A 23,700-nucleotide genomic window follows, 5' to 3' on the forward strand; every position below is an offset into this window, starting at 1 on the left:
GAAACGTCGGCCACGTTTCAATGAGACAACGTTATGCATCCGAATGCTGCTGCGTACTTCCGGACGGGACGTCCTCGTCTGTGCTTTCTCGGCTACCGGCAGATACGCGAACTGGCGATGCCGGTGGTCGCCGAATACACGGGACGCGCCGACATCGAACTGGTCGACGGTTCGTTCGACGAAGCGCTGGCGATCGCGCGCGATCGTATCGAGCGTGGCGCGGTGGACGCCTTCGTGAGCGCGGGCTCGAACGCGAGCATCCTGCGCGCGGGGCTGCAAACGCCGGTCGCCACGATCCAGGTCACGGGTTTCGATCTCTTGCAGGCCTTGATCAAGGCGCGCGAGGTGGCGGCGCGGGTGGGCGTCGTCATGTACGGCACGACGATTCCCGAACTGGACGCCGTGAAAGATCTGCTGAATATCGAAGTTCGTCAGCATGCCTATCGAACGCCGGACGATGCGCGCATCCATTTCGAAGCGCTGCGCCGCGCGGGTTATGAGGCCATCGTCGGATCGAGTCTCGTGGTGGAACTGGCGCAGGAGGCCGGTTTGCACGGCTTGCTGGCGTATTCGCCTGCGAGCATCCGCAAGGGCTTCGACGACGCGCTCGAATTGGCGCGCGTCGCACGGCTGGAGGCAGGACGCTACGAACAGTTGCACAGCGTCCTGCACAACCTGCAGGAAGCCGTGATCGCGGTGGACCGGCAGGAACGCATCATCGCGGTGAATCCGCCTATGCAGCAGTTGCTGGGCGGGCAGGGAGAGCGGCTCGAGGGCCGGGTGCTGCAGAGCGTGGAGCCTGCGCTGTCGCTGCGTGCCACACTCGACAGCGGCCAGCAGGAGCGCGCCGTGGCGCAGCGGTTCGCGCAGCGCAACTGGGTTGCGCATCGCACGCCGATTCGCGAGCACGGCGAAATCGTCGGCGCGGCGCTGACGCTCTACGACGCGCGCAACATCGAAGCCGCCGATACGAGCCTGCGCGCCATGCAGCGCCGCCAGCAGCACGCGGCCCGGCACAGCTTCGACAGCATTATCGGCACGAGCCAGGCGCTGCGCGATGTGATCGCCAGCGCGCGCCGCTTTGCGCGTACCGACCTGAACGTGCTGATCACCGGCGAAAGCGGCGTGGGCAAGGAAGTGTTCGCCCAGGCGATGCACAACGAGAGCGACCGTGCGGGACAGCCGTTCGTTGCGGTGAATTGCGCGTCGTTTCCCGAGTCGCTGCTCGAAAGCGAATTGTTCGGCTATGACGAAGGGGCGTTCACCGGCTCGCGCCGCGGCGGCAAGCGTGGACTGTTCGAGGCCGCACACACCGGCACGCTTTTTCTCGACGAGATCGGCGATATGCCTTTGCCGTTGCAGACGCGTCTTTTGCGCGTGTTGCAGGAGCGCGAAATCATGCGGCTCGGCGGCACGGCGCCGATTCCCATCGACATCCGCGTGATCGCCGCAACGCATCAGCCGTTGACCGAGTTGATTGCCGAACGGCGCTTTCGCCAGGATCTCTATTACCGGCTCAACACCTTGCGTCTCGCGCTCGCGCCGCTGCGCCAGCGCCGCGAGGATATCGCCGCGCTCGTTCTGCCCATCGTGATGCGTTGTCTGGCGCGCTTTGGTTCGACGCTCGACGCCCGCCTTGCGCTCGCGCCGCTCATGCAGCGTCTCACGGCTTACGAATGGCCGGGCAACGTGCGCGAACTGGAAAATCTTTCGGAGCGCATCGCGGTTTTTCTGCTGCAGTTTGCGACACTGGACGAGGTGCCGTACGACGCTTTGAGGCACGACTGCCCGGAACTCTTCCCGGACGGCGAGCCGACTGCCGACGCCAGCGACGTCGATCCTGCCCGTCGTGCAGAACGCGTGCGCGATGCGATCCGCCGCGCCGGCGGCAGTCCGACCGCAGCGGCGCGCGAACTCGGCATCAGCCGCTCCACGCTCTGGCGCTGGCTGAAGGAACTGGAGCAGCCGGAGGCGCTTTCAGGCGACGCGTGAGCGCAGCGACGGCGGCGGCGAAAAGCGCGCACCGTGCGCGGCCGCCAGCGTTTCGCAGGTGGCGATGAAGCGCGCCACGCCCACCGTCTCGATCAACGAGAGCGGGCCGCCCGTCCAGGACGGAAAGCCCAGCCCGAGGATCGCCCCGATATCAGCGTCGGCGGGCGACGTGATCACACCTTCGTCGAGACATCGCACGCTTTCCAGCGCCTGGATATACAGCAGGCGCTGCTTGACGACCTCCACGTCGGGCTGATCGGCCTTGAGCGGATATTCGCCCGCGAGTCCGCTCCACAGGTGTTTTCGCCCGCCTTCCGGGTAGACGTAGAAGCCCGCTGCGCACTTGCGGCCGGTGCGGCCAAGCGCGTTCATCCGCGCGATCACGGGGCGTGCGTGGCTGCGCAGAAAGCGTTCGTCCAGGCCGTCTTCGATCGCCTGGTTCACCACGCGCAACTGGAGATCGAGCGAGACTTCGTCGAGCACCGCAAGCGGGCTCGCGGCCATGCCGGTCATGCGGGCGGCGTTCTCGACAAGCGCTGGCGCCACGCCCTCGGCGAGCATCGCCATCGCTTCGTCGACATAGCTGCAAAAGATGCGGCTCGTGAAGAAGCCGGGGCTGTCGTTCACCACGATCGGCGTCTTGCGCAGCGTGCGCGCGAGATCCATCGCGCGGGCCAGCGTTTCCTGCGAAGTTTGCTCGCCCACGATGATTTCCAGCAGCGGCATGCGCTCGACCGGCGAGAAGAAATGCATGCCGATAAAACGGGCAGGGCGATCGCTGAGCGTCGCGAGGCCGCTGATCGGTAGCGTCGACGTATTGGACGCGAGGATCGCATTGCCATCGAGCACTTCGGAAACACGTCCCAGCACCTCCGACTTCACCGCGCGAGTTTCGAAAACCGCCTCGATCACGAAATCGCATTCACTTAGATCCTCGTAGCGCGCGGTCGCCGCAATGCGCGCGTCGCACTGCGCTGCGGCCGCTTCACCGCCCGCTTCGCCGCCCATGCGACGCGCGCTCTCCACGGCGCGCGTCTTGCCTGCGCGGGCCTGCCCGGACGAAGCATCGAGCAGCACCACGGCCAATCCCGCCTGCGCGGCGCTGCACGCAATCCCGACGCCCATCATGCCCGCGCCCAGCACGCCGAGCTTCATCACCTTCGAAGACGGCACCGCGGCCGGGCGCGAAGCCAGCCGTTCGCAACGTGCGCGATTGACGAAGAGCGTGCGCACGAGGTTGCGCGTCACGGGATCGACGGCCAGTTGCGCGGCGTAACGCGCGTCGACTGCCGTGCCTCGCTCCAGCGGCAATTGCGTGCCTTCGTAGACCGCCGAGAGCAGCGCAAGCGGTGCCGGATAGTTGTCGTGCGTGCGGCTGCGCACCTGCGCCATGCCCGCGTAGAAGCTGCGCGGCGCGTGTTCCGCCAGCGCGCCTGCGCCGCCCGGAATGCGCCAGCCTTTGCGGTCCCAGGGCTGGCTTGCATCGGGATGCGCGAGCACCCAGGCATGCGCATGAGCGAGCAGATCGGCGCGCGGCACGATGGCATCGACGATACCGAGTTCGCGGGCACGCGTTTGCGGTACGGCGTGGCCGTCCAGCAAGATCGGCAGCGCGGCCTCGATGCCGATCAGGCGCGGCAGACGCTGCGTGCCGCCGCTCGCGGGCAGAAGGCCGGTCTGGATGGCGGGCAGCGAGACGGCGCTTTCTTCGGCATCGGCAATCACGCGGTAGTGGCAGGCGAGGCACAGTTCCAGCGCGCCGCCGCTCACTGCGCCATGCATCGCTGCCGCAACCGGCTTGCCAGCGGTTTCCAGTGAGCGCATCAACTGGTTTTGCGCGAGGAATGCGGCGACCGGCGGGCGGCCTTGCGTGCTGGCGGCTTCGATGAACTGACCGAGGGCTTCGATATCGCCATCGGGCGTGCCGTGCCCGTCGTCCCATGTGATGACGGCGCCCACGATGGCCGGGTCCTGGCGGATGCGCTCGACGACCTGCTGCATGTCGGCCATGAACGCGTCGGAAGGCACATGAGCAGGCAGGCACGGGCGGCGCAGCGTGACGAGCGCCACGCCCGCCGGGTCCACTGCAAGGGAGAGTGTGTTCATAGTCGGAGAAGATGAGGTTGAATTCACGCGGCAATCAGGCGGGTTCAAACGCGCTCGATCAAGGTGGCCGTGGCCTGGCCCGCGGCCGCACAGAGCGTGACGATGCCGCGCCGAAGACCGCGGCGTTCGAGTTCGTCGATCATCGTGCCGACCAGCATCGCGCCGGTGGCGCCGAGCGGATGCCCGAGCGCAATCGCGCCGCCATTCACGTTGACCCGTTCGGGGTCGATATCGAAGGCCCGCTGGTAGGCCAGCGGCACGACGGCAAACGCCTCGTTGACCTCGAACAGATCGATGTCGGCGATAGTCAGACCGGCGCGCGCGAGCAGCTTGCGCGTGACGGGAACCGGGCCGCCCAGGCTCATCACCGGGTCGCTCGCCAGCGACGCGAAATGGCGCAGCCGCGCGCGCGGCTGGAGGCCGTTGAGCTGGCCAAAGCGCTCGCTGCCGATCAGCACGGCGGCCGCGCCGTCGACGATCGCACTGGCATTGCCGCTCGTATGCACATGCGCGACGCCTTCGAGCGCGGGATGCCCGCGCAGTGCGATCGCATCGAAGCCCAGCTTGCCCGCAGCGGCAAACGCGGGCGCGAGCTTCGCGAGTTCGGCCGGGGTCGTTTCCGCACGAATGGCTTCGTCCTGAGCCAGCACGATTTCGCCGAGCGTGTTGCGCACGGGCACCAGCGAGCGGGAGAACAGCCCTTGCGCGCGGGCCTGGGCGGCCCGGTGCTGACTCTGCGCCGCGTAGGCGTCGATAGCCTCGCGCGTGAAACCTTCGAGCGTGGCGATCAGATCGGCGGCGACGCCGTTGGGCATGTACGGGTAATGGCGAGTGATGGCCGGGTCCGTATAGATCGCGCCGCCGTCCGAGCCGATCGGCACGCGCGACATCGACTCGACGCCGCCGCCGATCGCGGCCTCCGTGAGGCCCGCCATGACGCTCGCGGCGGCCTGATTGACGGTATCGAGGCCGGAGACGCAGTAACGATTGAGCTGGTAGCCCGGCACCGTGTCGCCGAAGCCGGCCGCCAGTACCGCCGTGCGCGCGAGATCGGCGCCTTGCTCGCCGCAGGGCATCACGACGCCCAGGCCGACGTCTTCGATCGCGCGAGGATCGAAGCCATTGCGCTCGCGCAGCGCCTGCAGCGTTTGCGCGGCCAGCGAGACCGGCGTGATCTCGTGCAGTGCGCCGCTGGGGCGTCCTTTGCCGCGCGGCGTGCGCACGGCGTCGTACAGATAAGCGTCGTTCATGGTGATCGAAAGGGATGTGGGGTTCGCAGGCCAGTATGGTCAGCCGCCGCCGCGCGCGCCTCATTCGATGGGATGAATTCGCAGCATCTCGCGGCGCTTCATCAAGCAGGCAGCCGTATTTCATCCCAACGAATGAGGCGCGATGCCTGGCTTGCTACCCATAATCGGTGAGCCGATCCGGCAAGCACGGCATGAGCACATCAGCGCATCACCACATCACGATGAGAGGGAAGGCAATGTTCGAAGACCTGCGCGGCAAGCGGGCCCTGGTCACGGGCGCGTTCGGCGGACTGGGCAGTCATTTCGCCACGGTGCTGGCGGCCGCCGGCGTGCATGTCGCGCTTGCCGGGCGACGCCTGGAAGCGGGCGACGCCCTCGCCGCGCGTATCGCGCAAGCGGGCGGCAAGGCGTGTGTGGTGTCGATGGACGTGACGCAGGCCGCTTCGGTGAGCGGCGCTTTCGATGCGGCGCGGATGCAACTCGGCGGCGAGGTGCAGATCGTCGTGAACAACGCGGGTGTTGCGCTGACGCGTCCCGCCGTGGCGTGTAGCGAAGACGACTGGAGCCAGGTCATCGACGTCAATCTGAACGGCGCGTGGCGGGTCGCGCAGACGGCCGGGCAGCGCATGGTGGAGCGCGGCGCGGGCACCATCATCAACATCGCGTCGATCCTGGGCCTGCGCGTGGCGCAACAGGTGCCCGCTTACGCGGCCGCCAAGGCGGGGCTCATCCATCTCACCCAGGCGCTTGCGCTCGAATGGGCGCGTCATGGGGTGCGCGTCAATGCGCTTGCACCCGGCTATATCGAAACCGAACTCAACGCGGCGTTTTTCGCTACCGATGCGGGCCAGGCGCTGATTCGCCGCGTGCCGCAACGCCGGCTCGGGCAGGCACGCGAGCTGGATGCGCCGCTGCTGTTGCTGGCCTCCGATGCCTCGACCTTCATGACCGGCTCGATACTCGCCGTCGACGGCGGGCATCTCGTCTCTTCTCTTTGACTGGCTGACCTTGCTGCGAGCGGCTGATATGTCCTCTTCGTCCTGCGTTTCCAACGCACTATCGACTTCCTCGAGCGCTGCCGGGCGCGGCGTGCCGGACCTCGAACGACTCGCCGCCTGGATGCATCAGGCCGGCATCGACGCGCAGGATCTGGCCGTGCGCCCCTTGTCGGGCGGCCAGTCCAATCCGACCTTTCTGCTGGAGACCGCCAGCGCCGCGTTCGTGCTGCGCAAACAGCCGCCTGGCGCGTTGCTGCCGTCCGCGCACGCCATCGACCGCGAGTACCGGGTGATGCAGGCGCTGGCCGGGACCGGCGTGCCGGTGCCGCGCATGGTGACCTGGTGCGACGACGCAGCGTGGCTGGGCACGCCGTTTTTCCTGATGGAATTCGTGCGTGGGCGCAGCTTTATCGATCCGACCTTGCCGGGGCTGTGCGCAGCAGAGCGCAAGGCGATCTACGCCGATATCAATCGCGTGCTGGTCGCGCTGCATGGCGTGGATTACCGTGCGGTGGGACTCGACACGTTTGGTCGGTCAGGCAATTATTTCGTACGCCAGATCGATCGCTGGAGCCGGCAGTACCGCGCCTCGCAAAGCACGCCGATCGACGCGATGGACGCGCTCATGGCCTGGCTGCCCGCACACGTGCCCGAAGGCGACGAGACCCGCATCGTCCACGGCGACATGCGCATGGACAACCTGATCATCCATCCGACCGAAGCGCGGGTCGTGGCCGTGCTCGACTGGGAGCTTTCCACGCTGGGGCATCCGCTGGCGGATCTTTCGTACTTCTGCATGTCGTGGTGCGTGCCGCCCGATCTGTGGCGCGGCGTGGCGGGCGTGGATCTGATGGCGCTGGGCATTCCGCAGGAACATGCCTTCGTCGAGGACTATTGCCGCGCACGCGGCATCGACGACATCCGCCATTGGGACTTCTACCTTGCCTATAACCTGTTTCGCATGGCGGCAATCCTGCAGGGTGTGGCGGCGCGCGCGGCCGGCGGCAACGCCTCCGCGGCAGACGCGGCGAGCATGGCCGACAAGGTCAAGCCGCTGGCCGAACTGGGCTGGCGGTGTGCCCGCCGCAGCAGGACCGGTTAAGCGCGATCAGCCGCCAGGCGCAGAAAAGCGGGGCCGTAGAACAGCCCCGTCCAGGCACTGACGATGCGGTTCAAGTGCCCGCGAGCAGCTTGCGGCCGAGACTGAAGCGGTGCACTTCGCTCGGGCCGTCGTAGATGCGGAACGCCCGCATATCGGCGAAGATGCGCGCGACGATCGTTTCGCCCGTCACGCCCTGGCCGCCGAGAATCTGCACGCTGCGGTCGACCACGCGCCATTCGGCTTCCGAACAGACCACCTTGGCGCGGCTCGATTCGAAATTGCAGCGCTCGCCCTGATCGAGCAGCCACGCCGTATGCCAGATATGCAGGCGCGCGGTGTGCAGGTCCATCTCGTTGTCGGCGAGCATGAAACTCACGCCTTCGTGCTGGCCGAGCATCTGCCCGAAGGCCTGGCGGTTGCGCGCGTGTTCGAGGCAGATCTCGTGAGCGCGTCGCGCCTGGCCGAGCCAGCGCATGCAGTGCGTGAGCCGTGCCGGGGCGAGCCGCACCTGAGCATAGCGAAAGCCTTTACCGGGTTCGCCCAGCACATCGCTGGCGGGCACGCGCAGATCGTGAAAGCGCAAAACGCCGTGGCCGCCCGTGAAGCAGGTATCGAGCGCGTCCATGGTGCGCACATGCTCGATGCCGGGCTGGTTCATATCGGCGAGAAACATGGAGGCCGAGCCGTCTTCCATCTTCGCCATGACGATGACGAACGCCGCGCCCTGCGCGCCGGTGATGAACCACTTGGCGCCGTTGATCACGTAGCTGTCGCCGTCGCGCACCGCCGTGGTGGCGAGCATGGCCGGGTCCGAGCCCGCGCCGGGCGGCGGCTCTGTCATGGCAAAGCACGAGCGGATGCGGCCCTGTACGAGCGGCACGAGCCAGCGCGCTTTCTGCGCCTCGGTGGCGACCGCTTCGAGCAGGTGGATATTGCCTTCGTCGGGTGCGTGGATGTTCATCGCGGTGGGACCGAGCGTCGAATAACCGGCCTCCTCGAACACGATGGCCTTGTCGACATGCGAGAGGCCAAGACCACCCAGCTCGCGTGACGCGTGCGGCGTCAGCAGACCCGCCGCGCGCGCTTTTTCGACGAGTTCTTCGCGCAGCGCCTCGCTGGGTCCGTGGGGCGTGATCCGCGGGTCTTTCTCCAGCGGAATGATCTGCTCCGCGATGAAGCCGCGGACCTTGTGCTGCAGCGCCTGTTGCGCGGAAGTCAGGGAAAAATCCATAAAGAGTCGATATGAGCGGATGAGAGGCGGGACAGCGGCCTACTTGCGTGCGTTCGCGGCCAGCAGGGGCGTGGTGACTTCCCGCGCGTAGCTGAAGGTATGCGTGACGTCGAGTTGCTGGATGCGCCAGGCGTGATCGTCTTCGCGCTTGAATTCGCAGGTGACGTCCACCATCAGGAAAGGCGTGGAACCCGGCACCGGCAGGCTCGGCTGGGAGCCGTCGTCATAGAGATGCAGAACCAGACAATACACCGCGGTAGCGCTCGTTGCGTCCTGCCTGAGCACGGCAAAATTATTGACGACGTGGCGCGCGACCTGGGTGGGCGACTTCCTGCGCACCGACGCCTCGATCTGCTCGCGGCCCTGCAGCAGCACGCCGCCGCGCTCCCAGAGGCAGCCCGGCGTCACCTGCTCCATCGCGAGCGGATAATTGTTTCGGTCGAGCGCGTAGTAGAAGCGCAGCACGGCTTGCTGGCAGGCGACGAGGCTTGCAGCGGATTCGGTCGGGGTCATGGCGGTGGTGTCGTAAGGAGTAGAAACGAAGCCCGCGCGGGTGTTCGCACCCGCTGCGCGGTCAAAAAAATTATGTGGCTCGCCATCCCGCGCTGCGCCGTTCGAACGGATGAAATCCCGCCGCGCCGGGTCAATACCGGCTCGCTTGCGTCTCGCAATTTCATCACTTCGAATGAGGCCTGCCTGCCCACGCATGGCGATAATCGATCGCAGGCTGCCATGCGCAGCATCACTCTCACGATGACGAGCCGGAGCACGTATGAGCACCCGACGCAGGATCTTCGAAGCCGAACACGAGCTGTTTCGCGAATCCGTGGTTCGCTTTATCCAGAAAGAAGTCGCGCCCCAGGTCGACGCGTGGCGCGCTGCAGGCTGTTGTGACCGTTCGGTGTTCGAAGCGGCGGGCGCGCAGGGTTTGTTGCTGATGTGGGCCGACGAGGCGTACGGCGGAGCGGGCGTGAACGATTTCCGCTTCGAGCAGATCGTGTACGAGGAAATGATCCGCCACGGCGATATCGGCGTGTATCTGACCTTGCATTCGCGGCTGGTTGCGCCGTACATCGCGCGCCTGGGCACCGACGCGCAGAAGGCGCGGCTCTTACCCGAGGCCGCGCGTGGCGAGCGTATCCTCGCCATCGCCATGACGGAACCCGGCACCGGTTCCGATCTCGCGGGTATCCGCACGCACGCGCGCAAGGTCGAAGGCGGCTGGCGGCTGAGCGGCGCCAAGACCTACATCTCGAACGGCATCAACGCGGACACGGTCATCGTGGTCGCGCGTACCGACCCGCAGCAGCCGCGCGCATTCGGGCTCTTTCTGGTCGAGCGCGGCATGGCGGGTTTCGAGCGCGGCCGCCGCCTGAATAAACTGGGCCTCGACGCCCAGGACACCGCCGAGCTGTTCTTCGACGAGGTGTTCGTGCCGCATGCCAATCTGCTCGGCGAGCCGGACAAGGCGCTCGCCTATCTCGCCGAAGGGCTCGCCGAAGAGCGCCTGTTGAGCGCCTGCCAGTCGGTTGCGCATGCGCAGGTGGCGCTGGACCTTACGCTCGACTACGTGAAAGAGCGCCGCGCGTTTGGGCGGCCGGTCGGCGCGTTCCAGAACACACGCTTCGTGCTGGCGCGCCAGCACGCGGAACTCGACGCCATGCAGACGTGGATCGACACGCTCGTGATGGAGCACAACGCCGGGGGGCTCGATGCGGCAACGGCGGCTTCGGCAAAGCTGCTGACGTCGGAGCTCGAAGGCCGGCTCATCGACGCCTGCCTGCAGTTGCACGGCGGCGCGGGCTATATGGAGGAGTACCGCATCAGCCGGATGTATCGCGACGCGCGGGTTTCGCGCATTTTTGCCGGGACGTCCGAAATCATGCTGGAGATCATCGGGCGTTCGCTGGGCCTGCGCGAGCACATGGACTGACGCGCGCGTAGGGCAGAGGCGCAGGCGCGCGGCGCTTCAGGGCAGCAGCCCCGCCTTGCGCGCCAGCGAGACCGCATGCGTGCGCGAGGTGGCATTCAGCTTCAGGTTGATGCCGCGCAGATGGCTTTTGACCGTCGTCTCCGAAACAAACAGCTTTTCGGCCATCGCCTTGTTGCTGAGGCCTTCCGCGAGCAGCACGAGTACCTTGCGCTCGGAACGGGTCAGCGATTCGAGCAAGTGGGCCTCATTCGTCTGCGCCGGCGATGCGGCGGCGACTGTGCCCGCGCTTGCGTAACGCGCTTCGAGTGCGTCCAGCAACTGATACATGAACGCGGCCGCCGTCACGCTGCCGGTGACAGCGTGCCCCGGATACTGCGCAACGGTTTTCAGGAGACGAAGCATCGGCGTACCTTCGTCGAGGACCATGCTGACGAAGCCTTCGCTGGCGGCAATTTCGAGCGCTTCGAGACACTCGCGTCGCGCCGGCTCGATCTCGCCGTGTGCATGCAGGGCGAGCGCGAGCATGAGGCGCAGTTTCAGGGCGCGGCGCCAGCGCATTGCGCTTTGTGCCTGCGCGAGCGCAGCGCGGAGTTCTTGCGCCGCCTGGCCAGCGTTGCCGCAGGCAATATCAAGCCGCCAGCGCGCGAGGTCGAGGGTTTCGACGTCGTTGGCATGCGGCGTGAACGCGGCGCCGAACGACCACGCATTGAGCGCCTGCGCGGCGTCGAGTTCGGCGCGTGCGCCGGCGTGATCGCCTCGCAGCAGGGCAATGCGCGATCGCTCGAGCCGCGCGCAGGCCACCATGCGCAATTGACCGGTGCGGTAGCCCATCTGCTCGCAGTCGTGCAGCCACAGCATGGCGTCTTCGTCGCGCGCTTGTGCGAGTGCGCAGCGGCACAGCAGCATGAACGCGACGATGAGCGGATCGTTGTGCGCCGCCGCGCGAATCAGCGGCAGATAGGACGTGAGCAGATGCTGGGTTTCGGCGAGCTGGCCGCTTTCGTACAGCGCTTCCGCCAGATAGGCGCCGGCGATTTCCTGACCGTCGAAGCGCGCGTCCTGCAAACCGGGGTCCGGCCGGTGCGCGCCGCGATAGCGCGCCAGCGCCTGGCGCAGGCGCCCCTGGGTGAGGTCGATCAGCCCTTCGAGGCAATGCGCGACGCGCATGTTCGCCCCCGCGCCGTTCGCGCCGTGGACTTGCCGCCCACGATCGAGCATCTTGCGCGCTTCGTCGAAATGGCCGAGGTAGATGTGACAGCACGCATGCGAATTGAGCTGAATGCCGTACGGAAATGCGTGGGCCGGGGACAGCGTCGGCGCGCACGATTGCCAGGCCGCAAAAGCGCGGTCGAGCTTGTCGGTGAGCGCGAGAATGAAGGCATGCAGGGCGAGCATGTGAGCGGCGATTTCCGCGTCGCGCTCGCCCGCTTCCTGCATCCCTTCCAGCATTTGCAGCGCCTTGTCGCTGCGATGCAGAAAGGTCAGGGCCCATGCGTGGATCAGGCGCAGGCGCGGGCGGTTCGACAGGCTTTGCTCGGGCAACGCGTCGAACCAGCGCGCGAGCAGACGCACGCGCCCCTGCCAGAGAATTGCTTCGGCGTGCTGTTGCAGGCGGTCGAGCGCGCGGGGCGTATCGGCGCGCAGTGCGTGTTCGATGGCGCGAACCGGCTCGTTGTTATCGGCATACCAGTTGCCCGCCGTGCGGTGCATCTCGTCGATTTCATCGGCCTTGTATTCGAGCGCGAGGCGCGCCTGCAGAAAGCCCGCAAAGAGACTGTGATAGCGATAAGACTCGCTGGCAGCATCGACGCGCACGAGGAACAGATTTTCGTCGGCCAGTTGCGCGAGCATGCGCGTGCTGTCGCGGCGTGACGTCATCGCATCGCACAGGCTGGCGTTGAACGAGCGCAGCAACGAAGTGCGCAGCAGGAACTCGCGCACTTCGGGCGGCTGCCTGGCCAGCACGTCTTCGGCAAGATACTCGGCCACGGCCGCGTGGGAGCCGGAGAACGCTTCGATGAACTGCGCCGTATCCTGGCTGCGGGACATGGCGAGCACGCCCAGGCGGATAGCCGCCACCCAGCCTTCGGTGCGCGCGTGGAGCTTGCCGAGTGCCTGCGCGTGCAGCGGCTGGCTGACGTAGCGCGACCAGTACGCCGAGGTTTCTTCGAGCGTGAAGCGCAGGTCCTCGGCGCGGATCTCCAGCAGTTCTCCCTGCGCGCGCAGGCGCCCCAGACCGAGCGCCGGCACCACCCGCGAGCCGACGACCAGTTTGCCGTGAGCCGGCATCTGCGCCAGCAACTCACGCAGGTATTCGGACGATTCCGGATTGAGCAACGCTTCGAAATCGTCCAGAAAGATCGCGAACGGATCAGGCAGACGACCGAGACGGCTCGCGAGCGTATCCGCGACGTCTTGCGCCTCGATCGCGTGCGCCTCTGCGCCGCTCGTCTCCAGCAGATCGACTGCGCCATTGAGGGCTTTGAGGAACACCGGAAAATCGTTGTCCCCGGCGCCCAGCCGTATCCAGACGGTGCGCATGCCTTCGTGTGTCCAGGCGGCGTGAAGATCGAGCATTGCACCGGTCTTGCCGAAGCCCGCTGGCGCATGCATCACGACGAGGCGGATACCCTCGGCGCGACTGGCGGGCGTGATCAGGCGTTCGCGTCTCAGGTGCGAGGACTGCAACGGCGGCGGCTGGAATTTCGGCGGCGAGTACACGGTAGGCAAACGCGCAAAGGAATGGGTTGGGGATAACACGGATAAAGCGCGCAGAATCAGTAAGCGCTCGCAACGCCGTTGCGCTTTCTATCGCGAAGGAGCGTCAGCATTGTGGCATAGCGCGTGGGCTTTACGGGCGGGCAAAATCGTTCGACGCCACCGCGCGCATCTCGTAAAGTTCACGGTATTCACGCGCGCACGACGCACAACACAGTGAAGGAGACAAGATGCAACGCAAGCCGAATACGGAGTTTGAGTTTCGTGGCGTTCACCACGTGGCCATGGTCTGCAAGGATATGACCCGAACGGTGGCGTTCTATCGCGACCTGCTCGGCATGCCCTTGATCAAGACCATCGATCTTCCCGGCGGCATGGGGCAGCACTTCTTTTTCGATATCGGCAATGGCGATTCGCTGGCGTTTTTCTGGTTTCGCGATGCACCCGATGCGGCGCCAGGCGTCGCCGCGCCGGCCACGCTGCCGGGCGGCGGCGGGCTCGTTTCCGCGCATGGGTCGATGAATCATCTGGCCTTGAGCGTGCCGCCCGAGAAGTTCGATGCCTATGTCGCGCGACTCGTCGAGAAAGGCATCGAGATTTCGCGCGTCCTGAATCACGACGATTCGGCCTCCCAGATCAGCGAAACGGTCAGCGCCCACGTGTATGTGCGATCCGTCTATTTTTTCGATCCCGACGGCGTTTGTCTGGAGTTCGCGTGCTGGACTCGCGAACTCGACACGCGCGACGTCAACCGCAAATACGCCGCGCGCGTCAGTCGATGATTGCGGCTGACGCGCATCGATGACCGGGTGATCAGCCGAAAACTGGCGCGCGCTTTTCGCGGAAGGCAGTGACGCCTTCGCGAAACGCCGCAGATTCGATCAGCGTGCATTGCCGTTCGCGCTCGTAGTCAAGTTGCGCGCTCAACGAATTCGATTGCGAGTGTTTGAGCGCGCGCCTGAGTTCGAGCGCGATGCCGGTCGGCAGGCGCGCGAGCGTGCGGGCCATCTCCATCGCCGTATCGAGCAACTGCGTATCGTCGACGCATTGTGCGATCAGCCCCCACTGCGCGGCCTCCTGCGCGTCGAGCCGGTTGCCGAGCAGCGCAAGCGCCGTCGCGCGCGCGAGGCCGATGCGGCGCGGCAGATACCAGGTCGTGCCGACATCGGGAATCAGGCCGAGCTTCGGGCAGAAGCTGAGGATGAAGGACGCGGAGCGCGCCGCCACGGTGATATCCGCTGCGAGCGCGAGGCCCACGCCTGCGCCTGCCGCCACGCCATTGACCGCCGCAATGACGGGAATGCGCAGCTGGTCCAGATCGGTGACCCACGGGTTGAAGTCGTCGCGCATGGTGACGTCGAGTTGCTCGCCGGCCGACTGATTGGCGCTGCCGTTCAGGAACGCGTCCTTGAGTTCCGCGCCCGCACAGAAAGCGCGGCCAGCGCCGGTGATCAGCAGCGCACGGGCGCTGGGCGTTTCGTTGACCTGCGCAATGGCTGCGCGCGCATCGCGTGCCAGCGCCGGCGTCATGCTGTTCAACACGTCGGGGCGATTGAGTGTGAGGACGGCGACCGCGCCGTCAAATTCGAGTTCGACGTTGGTTTCGGTCATGTTGATGGTCTCGCTTCAGGCTGGGGTGTTGGGTGCCGGTGCAGGGTTGTTCACCAAGGCTTCGCGCAGCTTGTACTTGAGCAGCTTGCCTGCCGCCGAGAGCGGAAGCTCAGCGCGAAACGCGACGCTGCGCGGACACTTGTAGCCCGCAATCAGCTGGCGGCAATGGTCCCTGATTTCCTCCAGCGTCAGCTGGTGGCCCGCGCGCAGGACGATCACGGCATGAACGGCTTCGCCCCACTTTTCGTCCGGGATGCCGATCACGGCGCACGCCTCGACCGCTGGGTGCGCGAGCAGGGCGTTTTCGACTTCGGTCGAGTAGACGTTTTCGCCGCCGCTGATGATCATGTCCTTGATGCGGTCGGTGATGAACAGATAGCCGTCTTCGTCCATATAGCCGCCATCGCCTGTGTGCATCCAGCCGTTGCGCAGCGCCTTGGCGGTTTCCTCTGGCTTGTTCCAGTAGCCCATCATCACGCTGGGGCCGCGCACCGCGACCTCGCCGACCTGTCCCGTCGGCAGCGGCTCACCGGATGCCGGGTCCACGATACGGATCTCGCAGATGGGCGCGGGCCGCCCGGCGGATTTGAGCTTCTGGCTATCGGGCGTGTGACAGTGCGCAGGCAGGACGGCGGCCACTGGCGCAATTTCGGTCATGCCGTAAAGCTGCACGAACTGGCTCGCCGGCAGCTTGCCCAGCGCGCGCTGCAAGAGCGTGGAGTCGATCGGCGCAGCACCGTAGAGCACGCTTGTCAGGCTGCTGAGCTTATGAGTGGCGAAGCCCGGATGATCGAGCATCGCCTTGATCATGGTGGGCACTACGAAGGTCTCGTTCACGTGCTCTGCGGCAATGGTCTCGATGACGGTGCCAGGATCGAAGCCGCCCAGTACGACGTGCTTTGCGCCGCGCAGCGCGGCCTGGAACACCAGCGCCATCGCGCCGATGTGAAAGAGCGGCGCGGTATGGAGCACGGCCTGCACGACCGGACGCGACGCGGCGGCCAGGGCGCACAGCGCATTGCTGACCAGGTTGGCGTGCGAGAGCATGACGCCCTTCGGTACGCCGGTGGTGCCGCCGGTATAGAGGATGGCCGCGAGGTCGTTGCCCGAGCGCTGGGCGTCGGCGGCCGGGGTGGCACGGCCTAGCCAACCCTCGTAATCGTCGCCGTGCATCCCGGCGGGCGGCACGCCTTCGCCGCACCAGATCACGTGCCGCAGGACCGGGCAGCGCTCGCGAAGCGGCTGGGCAAGATGGGCAAACGTTTCGTCGATGAACAGGATCGCGGTGCCGCAATCGTTCAGCGAATAGGCGATTTCACTGACGCTCCAGCGCGTGTTGACCGGGTTGACGACGGCGCCGGCCCAGAGCGTACCGAAGACGTACTCGAGATAGCGATCCGAATTGAGCGCCAGGATGCCGATCCGGTCGCCATGCGCTACGTCCAATGCGTGCAAGGCCCCGGCAACACGCGACACCCGCTCGACGAACTGCGCGAACGTGGTCTTGCGCTGTCGAAATACGGTGGCGTAGGCATCGGGCTGCTCAAGCGCGGCCTTGTGGAAGCTCTGCGTCAGTTGCAAGTTCGTCTCCGGTTATGGCGCTGATGTGACTCTAATGGTCATGGCCTGTGCGTCGCCAGCGGCCCGGCATGGGGTCCTGCTGCGATCTTCTAGCATAAGGTACTGCTGTCCGGCCGCCGCCGATTCATCCGAAGGGATGAAATCGCGCGACGTCGGCGCAGTGCGGCTGGTCGCTCGCGCCTCGAAAGTCGCCGGACCTGCAAATTCATCACTTCGAATGAGGCACGCGTGCCGCCCTGTTCCGATAATCGGCAACATGGGCGGCCAGGCCGTGAGGCTTGTGTCCGCAGCCCCGCACCGGTATCCGGTGTGCCACTGCGATAAAACGATGAAGGAGAGAGGCATTGTTCCAGGGAGACACTATCGCCGTCACGGCGCTTGGCGACGGTTTCGTCGAGCTGACGTTCGAGCGCAAAGGGGACGCGATCAACAAGCTGGACCGGCGCACGATAGACGAGCTGGCCGACGCCACCTCGTCGATCGCGAATGACGCGTCGATCCGCGGCGTGCTGGTGACGAGCGCGAAAGACAGCTTTATCGTCGGCGCGGATATCAAGGAATTCGGCGAGTTCTTCGCGTTGTCCGCGCCCGATCTGATGGCGCGCACGGCTGCGTCGAACCGTGTTTTTTCGGCGTTCGAAGATATCGGTGTGCCCAGTGTGATCGCCATTAACGGCATCGCGCTGGGCGGCGGCCTGGAAATGGCGCTGTCCGGCGCGTTGCGGGTGATGGCGTCGACGGCAAAAATCGGCCTGCCGGAAGTGAACCTCGGATTGATTCCAGGCTTTGGCGGAACCGTACGCTTGCCCCGTGTCGCCAGCGTGGCGGTGGCGCTGGAATGGATCGTCAGCGGGAAGCCGGTGTCCGCAACCGCGGCGCGCGAAGCCGGTGTGGTCGATGCAGTCTGCGAGGCGGGCTCGCTGCGCGAAACTGCGTTGGGACTGCTGCGGCGCGCGGCCAATGGCGAGATCGACTGGCGCGCGGCGCAAGCGCGCAAACGCCTGCCGCTGGCCGTCGACGCGCAGTCGAACATGCAAGCCGAAACCCAGCTCGCCGCGCGCGCAGCACAGGCGAGCAAGCGTCATCTTCCTGCTGCGCTCACTGCCGTCGAACTGCTGCGCGAATCCATCCATGTGGCACGTGACGCCGCCATCAAACTGGAAACCGAGGCATTCGCACGCGTTGCGAAGACGCAGGCCGCCGCATCGCTGGTGCAGGCTTTTTTGAACGATCAGCAACTGAAAAAGCGCTACCGCGACATTGCAGGCACGACCGGAAAAGTGCGGCAGGCAGCGGTACTCGGTGCAGGCGTGATGGGCGGCGGCATCGCCTGTACCAGTGCGCTTGCCGGGGTTCCGGTCGCGCTCAAGGATATTCATCCGGCGCCGCTGGAAACCGGTGTGCAGGAAGCGGCCAATGTGCTCGCACGCCAGGTCAAGGCCGGGCGCATGAAGGACGAGGATGCCGCGCGCACACTCGCGACAATCTCGCCCCAGCTCGACTTCGCAGGGTTTCGTCACGTCGACATCGTCGTGGAAGCCGTGGTCGAAAACCTCGAGGTCAAGCGGCGCGTATTGAGTGAACTCGAAGCCCAGGTGCGCGAGGACACGGTGATCGCTTCGAACACGTCGAGTTTGCGCATCGACGATATTGCGGCGCCGCTGGCGCGCCCGCGCAACTTCGTGGGCATGCACTTCTTCAACCCGGTTCCGGTCATGACGCTCGTGGAGATCGTTCGCGGCGAGCAGACGAGCGATGCCGCGGTGGCGGCCGTGGTGAGCTATGCGCTGGCAATGCGCAAAACGCCGATCGTTGTCAAAGACTGCCCCGGCTTTCTCGTCAACCGCATTCTGACGCCCTATGTCCGTGCGTTTGTGCAACTGATCGAACAGGGCGCCGACTTCGAACAGATCGATCGCGTGATGGAGGCGTTCGGCTGGCCGATGGGGCCGGCCTGTTTGCAGGATGTGATCGGCATGGACGTGAGCAGCCATGTAGTGGATGTGATCTCGGCGGGCTACCCGGCGCGCATGCCCGCGATGCAACATGACGCCCTCGGATTGATGGCGAGTCGCGGACGGCTGGGACAAAAGAGCGGGCTGGGCTTCTATGCCTATACGCGCGATGACAATGGCAGGCTATGCAAGCGCGCGGCGGACGATACACGTGCGCTGCTATCGACCCTGCAAGCGGACGGAACGCGCGAATTCTCCGATCAGGAGATCGTCGAGCGCATGATGCTGCCGGTGCTCGTCGAAGCGGCTATCGCGCTGGAAGAGGGCGTCGTGGCATCGGCGGCGGAACTGGATACGGCACTGTTGCTGGGTATCGGCTTTCCGGCGTGGCTGGGCGGAGCGCTTAAATACGCCGACTGGCTCGGCGCGCAAGAGGTCGTCCGGCTGTGCGACCAGTATGCCTGCCACGGCGCGGCGTACCGGCCCACCGCAAAAATGAGAGCGATGGCAGCGAGTGGCGCGCGCTACCATGCCGCCGCTCATGCAGCTTGACTAAACCATCATGGAGACGCGCATGTCAGAAGCCTATATCGTTGCCGCCACCCGCACGGCGGGCGCCCGAAGGAATGGACGGCTTTCCGGATGGCATCCGGCGGATCTCGCCGCCGAGGTCTTGAACGCATTGCTCGAACGCACCGGCGCGGATCCGGCAATGATCGACGACGTGATCATGGGATGTGTCGGGCAAGCCGGCGAACAGGCGATGAACATCGCCCGCAACGCCGTGCTGTCCTCGCGTTTGCCGGAAACCGTACCGGGCACGACGGTGGATCGTCAGTGCGGCTCGTCCCAGCAGGCACTGCATTTCGCGGCGCAAGCGGTCATGTCCGGCACGATGGACATCGTCATGGCCGCCGGCGTGGAAAGCATGTCGCGCGTGCCCATGGGATTACCGACCACGTTGCCGTTGAAAAACAATCTCGGCTTTTACGTGAGCCCCGGCATGCAGCGGCGCTACCCGGATGTCGAATTCAGTCAGTTCATCGGCGCGGAGATGATCGCCGCGAAATGCGGCTTTTCGCGCGATATGCTCGACGCGTTTGCCTTCGAGAGTCATCGGCGCGCAATTGCTGCGACGAAAGCCGGCCGATTCGAGCGTGAAATCGTGCCCGTCGCGGTTCGAACGGCAGAGGGCGAAGGCGCAGCGTTGCCGCATACGATCGACGAAGGTATCCGCTTTGATGTCACGCTGGACGGTATCCGCGGCGTCAAGCCAATTCGCGAGGACGGCGTGATCAGTGCCGCATCGGCCAGCCAGATCTGCGATGGGGCGAGCGGTGTGATGGTCGTCAACGAAAGAGGTCTGAAATTGCTGGGTGTGACGCCGCTTGCACGCGTGCATCACATGTCCGTGACCGGACACGACCCGGTGATTATGCTGGAAGCGCCGATTCCCGCTACGCAGCGCGCGTTGAAAAAAGCCGGCATGTCGATTGCCGATATCGATCTTTACGAGGTGAATGAAGCATTCGCGCCCGTTCCGCTCGCGTGGCTGAATGCACTCGAAGCCGATCCCGCGCGTTTGAACGTCAACGGTGGCGCGATTGCATTGGGGCACCCGCTCGGCGCATCGGGCACCAAACTGGCAACGACGCTCATTCACGCACTGCACGCGGGCAATAAGCGCTTTGGCTTGCAGACCATGTGCGAGGGGGGCGGTCTCGCCAACGTGACGGTGTTCGAAAGGCTTTGACCTGCTGACGCGATAGTCAGATTTCTGCGCGCAACTTCTGTGGGTTCGGTGCTGGATTTGCTTCGCGCACGCGGCGGTGGTATTGCGATGAACGATTTCGGCACCGGTTAGTCGTTGTTTAGCCTGCGCTCGCGCGCGTGAGGGATGTACCGGTCATTGAAGAGCAGTTCGCGGATTGGCTTGTTTAATGGCGGGGCATTGGGCGTTTAACCACGTCTGGCTCTGGAGCGCGATGTCAATCTTTGTCGTGGGAATGCTTGTCGTACTGATCCAACAAGGCATTCAGTTTTTCATGAGCGCCGATATTCTCAAGTTTGCCATCGTGCCCGGACTCGCTTTCTGGCTGCTGATTTCCGGGCTGATCGCATTGCGCATTTCACGGAAATTCATGGGCTTCGTGAAAATCGCCGAGACCGTATTAAGACTTTTGGTTGGCCCGACGTCGAGAATATCGATCTGCGCAAGACGTCCAGGGAGGCACGCGGCGAGAACAAGCTGCCTGACTTTGGCGTTCTGTATTTCCGCTACAAATAATACCGAATCATTTTCGAAGAGCTGAAAATTGATCAATCTGCTTCGTGTCGACGACGACACCGACCACGGCGGAGAAGTCATCACCGGCTCTTCGAGCATGCATGTTGAAGGACGTAACGTGGCACATAAAGGCGATCAAGCAATCACCAACGACAAACTACGCAATACTTTCGCTTTTTGACGGCGATAAGCGAGCTCAGGCGGTGGTCGACGCCACATTCGATCGACTGGACGCGATTTACGATCAGATCGAACGCCTGAAGGCATCCGTGCCCAGGTCGAACACCCATCCCGAGTCCTCAGGCAGCAAGTTTGACGACACAAAGACCCGGTATCGTGGCTTGATGAAGAACACCGCCCAGATCATGACGCTGTTCGCTCTGGGAAATCTGTGGATGATGAACCGAGCTCTGCGGAAAGCCTGAAACACCTGAAGTTGGAAGCTCTGAATCTCAGCGAGCGTCGCCTTGCACGCCAAAAACGGGTTATGCAGACCTTCCCTGAATCCGGTAATTCATTCCTGATAATCGACGGCACGCTATTCGAATTGCTGTTAATTTTTCCGAAGTTAATCGTCTCTGCCACCGCTTACCCGTGCGTGGCGGCGCACGGCGATTTTTCCAATGCAAATTGAATTAATGCCCTTGTGTTGTAACAATTGTTGCATTTAATCGTGCTTCCATAGGTTTTTAACCGCGCTATTTTCGCCTACAGTAGCGAGGCCCCTGACCAGGGATCCGGTTAATCGGATAAAAACTTGAGATGAACAAGGAAGAACGATGAGTTTCGCCTTTAATGGCGGCTTGCCTGGCGACCTGAGCGGTGGATCCTCAGGCGCATTCAGCATGCTCGGCGGGCTGACGAATTCGGCCGCATCGGCCATCTCCGGCAGCGCCGGACCGCTTGCCGGCCTCGCTGGCCACCTCGACACGATCCAGCGCGCGCAGCAACTCGCGCAGACCGGTTTTTCGCTGCTCGGCAAGACGCCGGGCGCGGTCGCGCAGGCGATCAACAGCGCCGCGGGTGATTCCGCGCTGCTCACGCAGATGAACCGCTACGTGACGATCGAGACGCCGCTTGGCAGCGATGTGCTGCTGGTGAGCACGCTGGTCGTCGACGAGCACGTGAACCGTCTGCCCGAGATCCATCTGGATCTGCTCTCGCATCGCCACGATCTGAAGCCCAGCGATCTGATCGGCCAGCAGGTAAAAATCCAGCTCGACCAGAATGCCTCGGCGTTTTCGATCGAGCGCGTGGTGGCGAGCGCGGCGGGCGCGGACAACACGCGCTATTTCGACGGCTATGTCGCGTCGTTCGACCGCGCAAGCAATCCGGGGCGCGTCACGCAGTATCAGATGACGATCGTGCCGTGGTTCTGGTTCCTCACGCGCTCCACCGACTGCCGCATCTTCCAGAACAAATCCGCCCAGGACATTCTCACCGAGGTGTTCCAGGAGCACGGTTTCGCAGATTTCGTGTTCGACATTCACGGTGCTCAGGCGCCGCTCGAATACGTCGTGATGTACCAGGAATCGTATTTCAACTTCTGCGCGCGGCTGATGGAGCAGGAAGGCTTGATCTGGACGCATCGCTACCAGAAGGACAAGCATCTGCTGGCGATCGGCGATTCGAATCTCATGTTCCGTCCGATCGATGGACTGTCTGTTGTGCCGTTCGCGGACAGCGTGTCGAGCGAGTTCAACGGCATCGACCAGTTGCACGAGGGCGGAAATTTTGGCCTGGGCAAGGTCACGTATCGCGACTTCAATTACCACAACCCGACTTCACCGCTGATGCTGGTGGAAGCCGAATCGCAGACGATCAAGCACGCGCGGCTCGACTCGACGGAACGCTTCGAGCATCAGTCGCTCTACGACCGCAGCGACGACGGCAACCGCTACGCGCGCTACGCGATGGAAGCGGAAGAAGCGCAAGCGCAGCGCTATACCGGTGCGGGCTTCGCGTGGCGCATGACCACTGCGGGTAACGTGACGGTCACCGGCCATCCCGTGATGGCGATGAATCGCGAATACGTGATCCTGCGGGTGCGCCATGAAGCGGTGAACGATTACGCGCAGCACGAGGTCAAGCTGCCGTACCGCAACTCGTTTGCGCTGCTGCCCAACAAGGTGCCGTATCGCGCGATGCGCACCACGCCCAAACCGCTGATTCAAGGCACCCAATCGGCGATCGTGGTGGGGCCGAAGGGCGAGGAAATCTACACCAACGGCAGCGCCGTGAAAGTCCACTTTCTGTGGGACCGGCGCGGCAAGATGGACGGTTCGGATTCGATGTGGATCCGCGTTTCGCAGCCCTGGGCCGGTGCGGGCTGGGGCGCGGCGGCGATTCCCCGCATCAACCAGGAAGTGCTGGTGGCGTTCAATCAGGGCGATCCGGACAATCCCGTGATCGTCGGGCGCGTGTATAACGGCGACAACGGCAATCCGTATCACGGCGCGGCCGGGCAGACCATGGGGATCAAGAGCCAGACCTTCAAGGGACAAGGCTCGAATGAAATCCGCATGACCGATACGAACGGCCAGCAGGAATTCTTCCTGCACGCCCAGAAGGATCTGAATACGGTCATTCAGGATACCGAAACGCATCGCGTGGTGGGCGGCGCCCGCATCGTCACGCTCGACGCGGGCGACGAAACCAAATGGATCGCCAAGGGCAACCTGACCGAAACCATCGCCCAGAAGCGCGGCACCACGGCCACTACCGTCGAAGTGCTCACGCCCGCGAAGGACGGCGGCGGTGGCACGCAGCAATACGAAGCCGAACTCGGACTGATGCTCAAGGTGCAGAACAGCTTCATCGTGCTCGCGCCCGAAGGCATCACGCTGCAGCACAACGGCTCCGTGATCCGCATGGATGATTCCGGCGTGACGATCAACGGCCAGCGCATCGACCTGAACAAATAAACGACCATCCGC

17 protein-coding genes and 2 pseudogenes are annotated in these 23,700 nt (G+C 64.6%); 12 read left to right on the top strand and 7 right to left on the bottom strand.

Features of this window, described 5'->3' with window-relative positions:
- The first annotated feature begins 33 nt into the window (after positions 1–33).
- Positions 34–1,992 (top strand): propionate catabolism operon regulatory protein PrpR, encoded by a 1,959-nt coding sequence (prpR, locus tag G3N59_RS15375; protein ID WP_205983483.1) that lies wholly within the window; start codon positions 34–36, stop codon positions 1,990–1,992.
- Here prpR and G3N59_RS15380 read toward each other — a convergent pair.
- On the bottom strand, positions 1,978–4,098 hold the full coding sequence (locus G3N59_RS15380; RefSeq protein ID WP_205983484.1) for a 3-hydroxyacyl-CoA dehydrogenase NAD-binding domain-containing protein: 2,121 nt from the start codon (positions 4,096–4,098) through the stop codon (positions 1,978–1,980). The two genes, prpR and G3N59_RS15380, sit on opposite strands and share 15 nt — an antisense overlap.
- 44 nt (positions 4,099–4,142) lie before the next feature.
- On the bottom strand, positions 4,143–5,348 hold the full coding sequence (locus G3N59_RS15385; RefSeq protein WP_205983485.1) for an acetyl-CoA C-acetyltransferase: 1,206 nt from the start codon (positions 5,346–5,348) through the stop codon (positions 4,143–4,145).
- Positions 5,349–5,584: 236 nt separating this feature from the next.
- Between G3N59_RS15385 and G3N59_RS15390 the strand changes: the two genes are divergently transcribed.
- Positions 5,585–6,346, top strand: a complete 762-nt coding sequence (locus G3N59_RS15390; RefSeq protein WP_205983486.1) for an SDR family oxidoreductase — start codon at positions 5,585–5,587, stop codon at positions 6,344–6,346.
- A gap of 28 nt (positions 6,347–6,374) precedes the next feature.
- Complete coding sequence (locus tag G3N59_RS15395) at positions 6,375–7,448, top strand: phosphotransferase family protein (RefSeq protein WP_205983487.1); 1,074 nt, start codon at positions 6,375–6,377, stop codon at positions 7,446–7,448.
- A gap of 70 nt (positions 7,449–7,518) precedes the next feature.
- Here G3N59_RS15395 and G3N59_RS15400 read toward each other — a convergent pair whose 3' ends face one another.
- Entirely contained in the window at positions 7,519–8,679 is a 1,161-nt protein-coding gene (locus G3N59_RS15400) for an acyl-CoA dehydrogenase family protein (protein WP_205983488.1), read from the bottom strand.
- A gap of 39 nt (positions 8,680–8,718) precedes the next feature.
- Complete coding sequence (locus G3N59_RS15405) at positions 8,719–9,192, bottom strand: nuclear transport factor 2 family protein (RefSeq protein ID WP_205983489.1); 474 nt, start codon at positions 9,190–9,192, stop codon at positions 8,719–8,721.
- A 259-nt stretch (positions 9,193–9,451) separates the two neighbouring features.
- On the opposite strand from G3N59_RS15405, the gene G3N59_RS15410 reads away from it, so the two are divergent.
- Positions 9,452–10,612 carry an acyl-CoA dehydrogenase family protein gene (locus tag G3N59_RS15410; RefSeq protein ID WP_205983490.1) on the top strand — a complete coding sequence of 387 codons (1,161 nt, stop codon included), beginning with the start codon at positions 9,452–9,454 and terminating at the stop codon, positions 10,610–10,612.
- A gap of 36 nt (positions 10,613–10,648) precedes the next feature.
- Here G3N59_RS15410 and G3N59_RS15415 read toward each other — a convergent pair whose 3' ends face one another.
- The gene (locus G3N59_RS15415; RefSeq protein WP_241023467.1) at positions 10,649–13,300 is read right to left on the bottom strand and encodes a LuxR C-terminal-related transcriptional regulator; all 2,652 of its coding nucleotides are present in this window, start codon (positions 13,298–13,300) and stop codon (positions 10,649–10,651) included.
- A gap of 260 nt (positions 13,301–13,560) precedes the next feature.
- Here G3N59_RS15415 and G3N59_RS15420 point away from each other — a divergent pair, with 260 nt between their 5' ends.
- On the top strand, positions 13,561–14,112 hold the full coding sequence (locus tag G3N59_RS15420) for a VOC family protein (protein ID WP_205983491.1): 552 nt from the start codon (positions 13,561–13,563) through the stop codon (positions 14,110–14,112).
- Between the two features lie 31 nt (positions 14,113–14,143).
- On the opposite strand, the gene G3N59_RS15425 is transcribed toward G3N59_RS15420, so the two are convergent.
- Together G3N59_RS15425 and G3N59_RS15430 are read right to left on the bottom strand one after the other, a co-directional pair.
- Entirely contained in the window at positions 14,144–14,941 is a 798-nt protein-coding gene (locus G3N59_RS15425) for an enoyl-CoA hydratase-related protein (RefSeq protein ID WP_205983492.1), read from the bottom strand.
- Positions 14,942–14,956: 15 nt separating this feature from the next.
- Entirely contained in the window at positions 14,957–16,522 is a 1,566-nt protein-coding gene (locus G3N59_RS15430) for a long-chain-fatty-acid--CoA ligase (protein ID WP_205983493.1), read from the bottom strand.
- A gap of 344 nt (positions 16,523–16,866) precedes the next feature.
- On the opposite strand from G3N59_RS15430, the gene fadB reads away from it, so the two are divergent.
- The 7 genes and pseudogenes from fadB (at position 16,867) to G3N59_RS15465 (ending at position 23,688) form a co-directional block, all read left to right on the top strand.
- Positions 16,867–19,029 carry a fatty acid oxidation complex subunit alpha FadB gene (fadB, locus tag G3N59_RS15435; protein WP_205983494.1) on the top strand — a complete coding sequence of 721 codons (2,163 nt, stop codon included), beginning with the start codon at positions 16,867–16,869 and terminating at the stop codon, positions 19,027–19,029.
- Between the two features lie 22 nt (positions 19,030–19,051).
- Positions 19,052–20,230, top strand: coding sequence for an acetyl-CoA C-acetyltransferase (locus G3N59_RS15440; RefSeq protein WP_205983495.1), 1,179 nt, complete (start codon positions 19,052–19,054; stop codon positions 20,228–20,230).
- Positions 20,231–20,462: 232 nt separating this feature from the next.
- A complete protein-coding gene (locus G3N59_RS37015) occupies positions 20,463–20,789 on the top strand; it encodes a hypothetical protein (RefSeq protein WP_241023468.1) in 327 nt (108 codons plus the stop codon).
- Positions 20,790–20,792: 3 nt separating this feature from the next.
- A pseudogene (locus G3N59_RS15450) lies at positions 20,793–20,903 on the top strand (PAAR domain-containing protein); the annotation flags it as partial.
- 126 nt (positions 20,904–21,029) lie between these two features.
- A pseudogene (locus tag G3N59_RS37020) lies at positions 21,030–21,189 on the top strand (IS5/IS1182 family transposase); the annotation flags it as partial.
- A complete protein-coding gene (locus tag G3N59_RS15460) occupies positions 21,156–21,398 on the top strand; it encodes a hypothetical protein (protein WP_205983497.1) in 243 nt (80 codons plus the stop codon). The pseudogene G3N59_RS37020 and the gene G3N59_RS15460, both read left to right, overlap by 34 nt.
- A 145-nt stretch (positions 21,399–21,543) precedes the next feature.
- Positions 21,544–23,688, top strand: coding sequence for a type VI secretion system Vgr family protein (locus G3N59_RS15465; RefSeq protein WP_205983498.1), 2,145 nt, complete (start codon positions 21,544–21,546; stop codon positions 23,686–23,688).
- Positions 23,689–23,700 lie beyond the last annotated feature (12 nt).

It is taken from the genome of Paraburkholderia sp. Ac-20340 (assembly GCF_017104965.1).
Classification (GTDB): Bacteria; Pseudomonadota; Gammaproteobacteria; order Burkholderiales; family Burkholderiaceae; genus Paraburkholderia.

Coding starts and splice junctions, on each gene's coding strand:
- G3N59_RS15380 (WP_205983484.1), bottom strand. CDS start 4,098: ATGAACACACTCTCCCTTGCAGTGGACCCGGCGGGCGTGGCGCTCGTC.
- G3N59_RS15390 (WP_205983486.1), top strand. CDS start 5,585: ATGTTCGAAGACCTGCGCGGCAAGCGGGCCCTGGTCACGGGCGCGTTC.
- G3N59_RS37015 (WP_241023468.1), top strand. CDS start 20,463: ATGTCAATCTTTGTCGTGGGAATGCTTGTCGTACTGATCCAACAAGGC.
- G3N59_RS15400 (WP_205983488.1), bottom strand. CDS start 8,679: ATGGATTTTTCCCTGACTTCCGCGCAACAGGCGCTGCAGCACAAGGTC.
- G3N59_RS15465 (WP_205983498.1), top strand. CDS start 21,544: ATGAGTTTCGCCTTTAATGGCGGCTTGCCTGGCGACCTGAGCGGTGGA.
- G3N59_RS15425 (WP_205983492.1), bottom strand. CDS start 14,941: ATGACCGAAACCAACGTCGAACTCGAATTTGACGGCGCGGTCGCCGTC.
- G3N59_RS15440 (WP_205983495.1), top strand. CDS start 19,052: ATGTCAGAAGCCTATATCGTTGCCGCCACCCGCACGGCGGGCGCCCGA.
- G3N59_RS15385 (WP_205983485.1), bottom strand. CDS start 5,348: ATGAACGACGCTTATCTGTACGACGCCGTGCGCACGCCGCGCGGCAAA.
- G3N59_RS15405 (WP_205983489.1), bottom strand. CDS start 9,192: ATGACCCCGACCGAATCCGCTGCAAGCCTCGTCGCCTGCCAGCAAGCC.
- G3N59_RS15410 (WP_205983490.1), top strand. CDS start 9,452: ATGAGCACCCGACGCAGGATCTTCGAAGCCGAACACGAGCTGTTTCGC.
- G3N59_RS15420 (WP_205983491.1), top strand. CDS start 13,561: ATGCAACGCAAGCCGAATACGGAGTTTGAGTTTCGTGGCGTTCACCAC.
- G3N59_RS15395 (WP_205983487.1), top strand. CDS start 6,375: ATGTCCTCTTCGTCCTGCGTTTCCAACGCACTATCGACTTCCTCGAGC.
- prpR (WP_205983483.1), top strand. CDS start 34: ATGCATCCGAATGCTGCTGCGTACTTCCGGACGGGACGTCCTCGTCTG.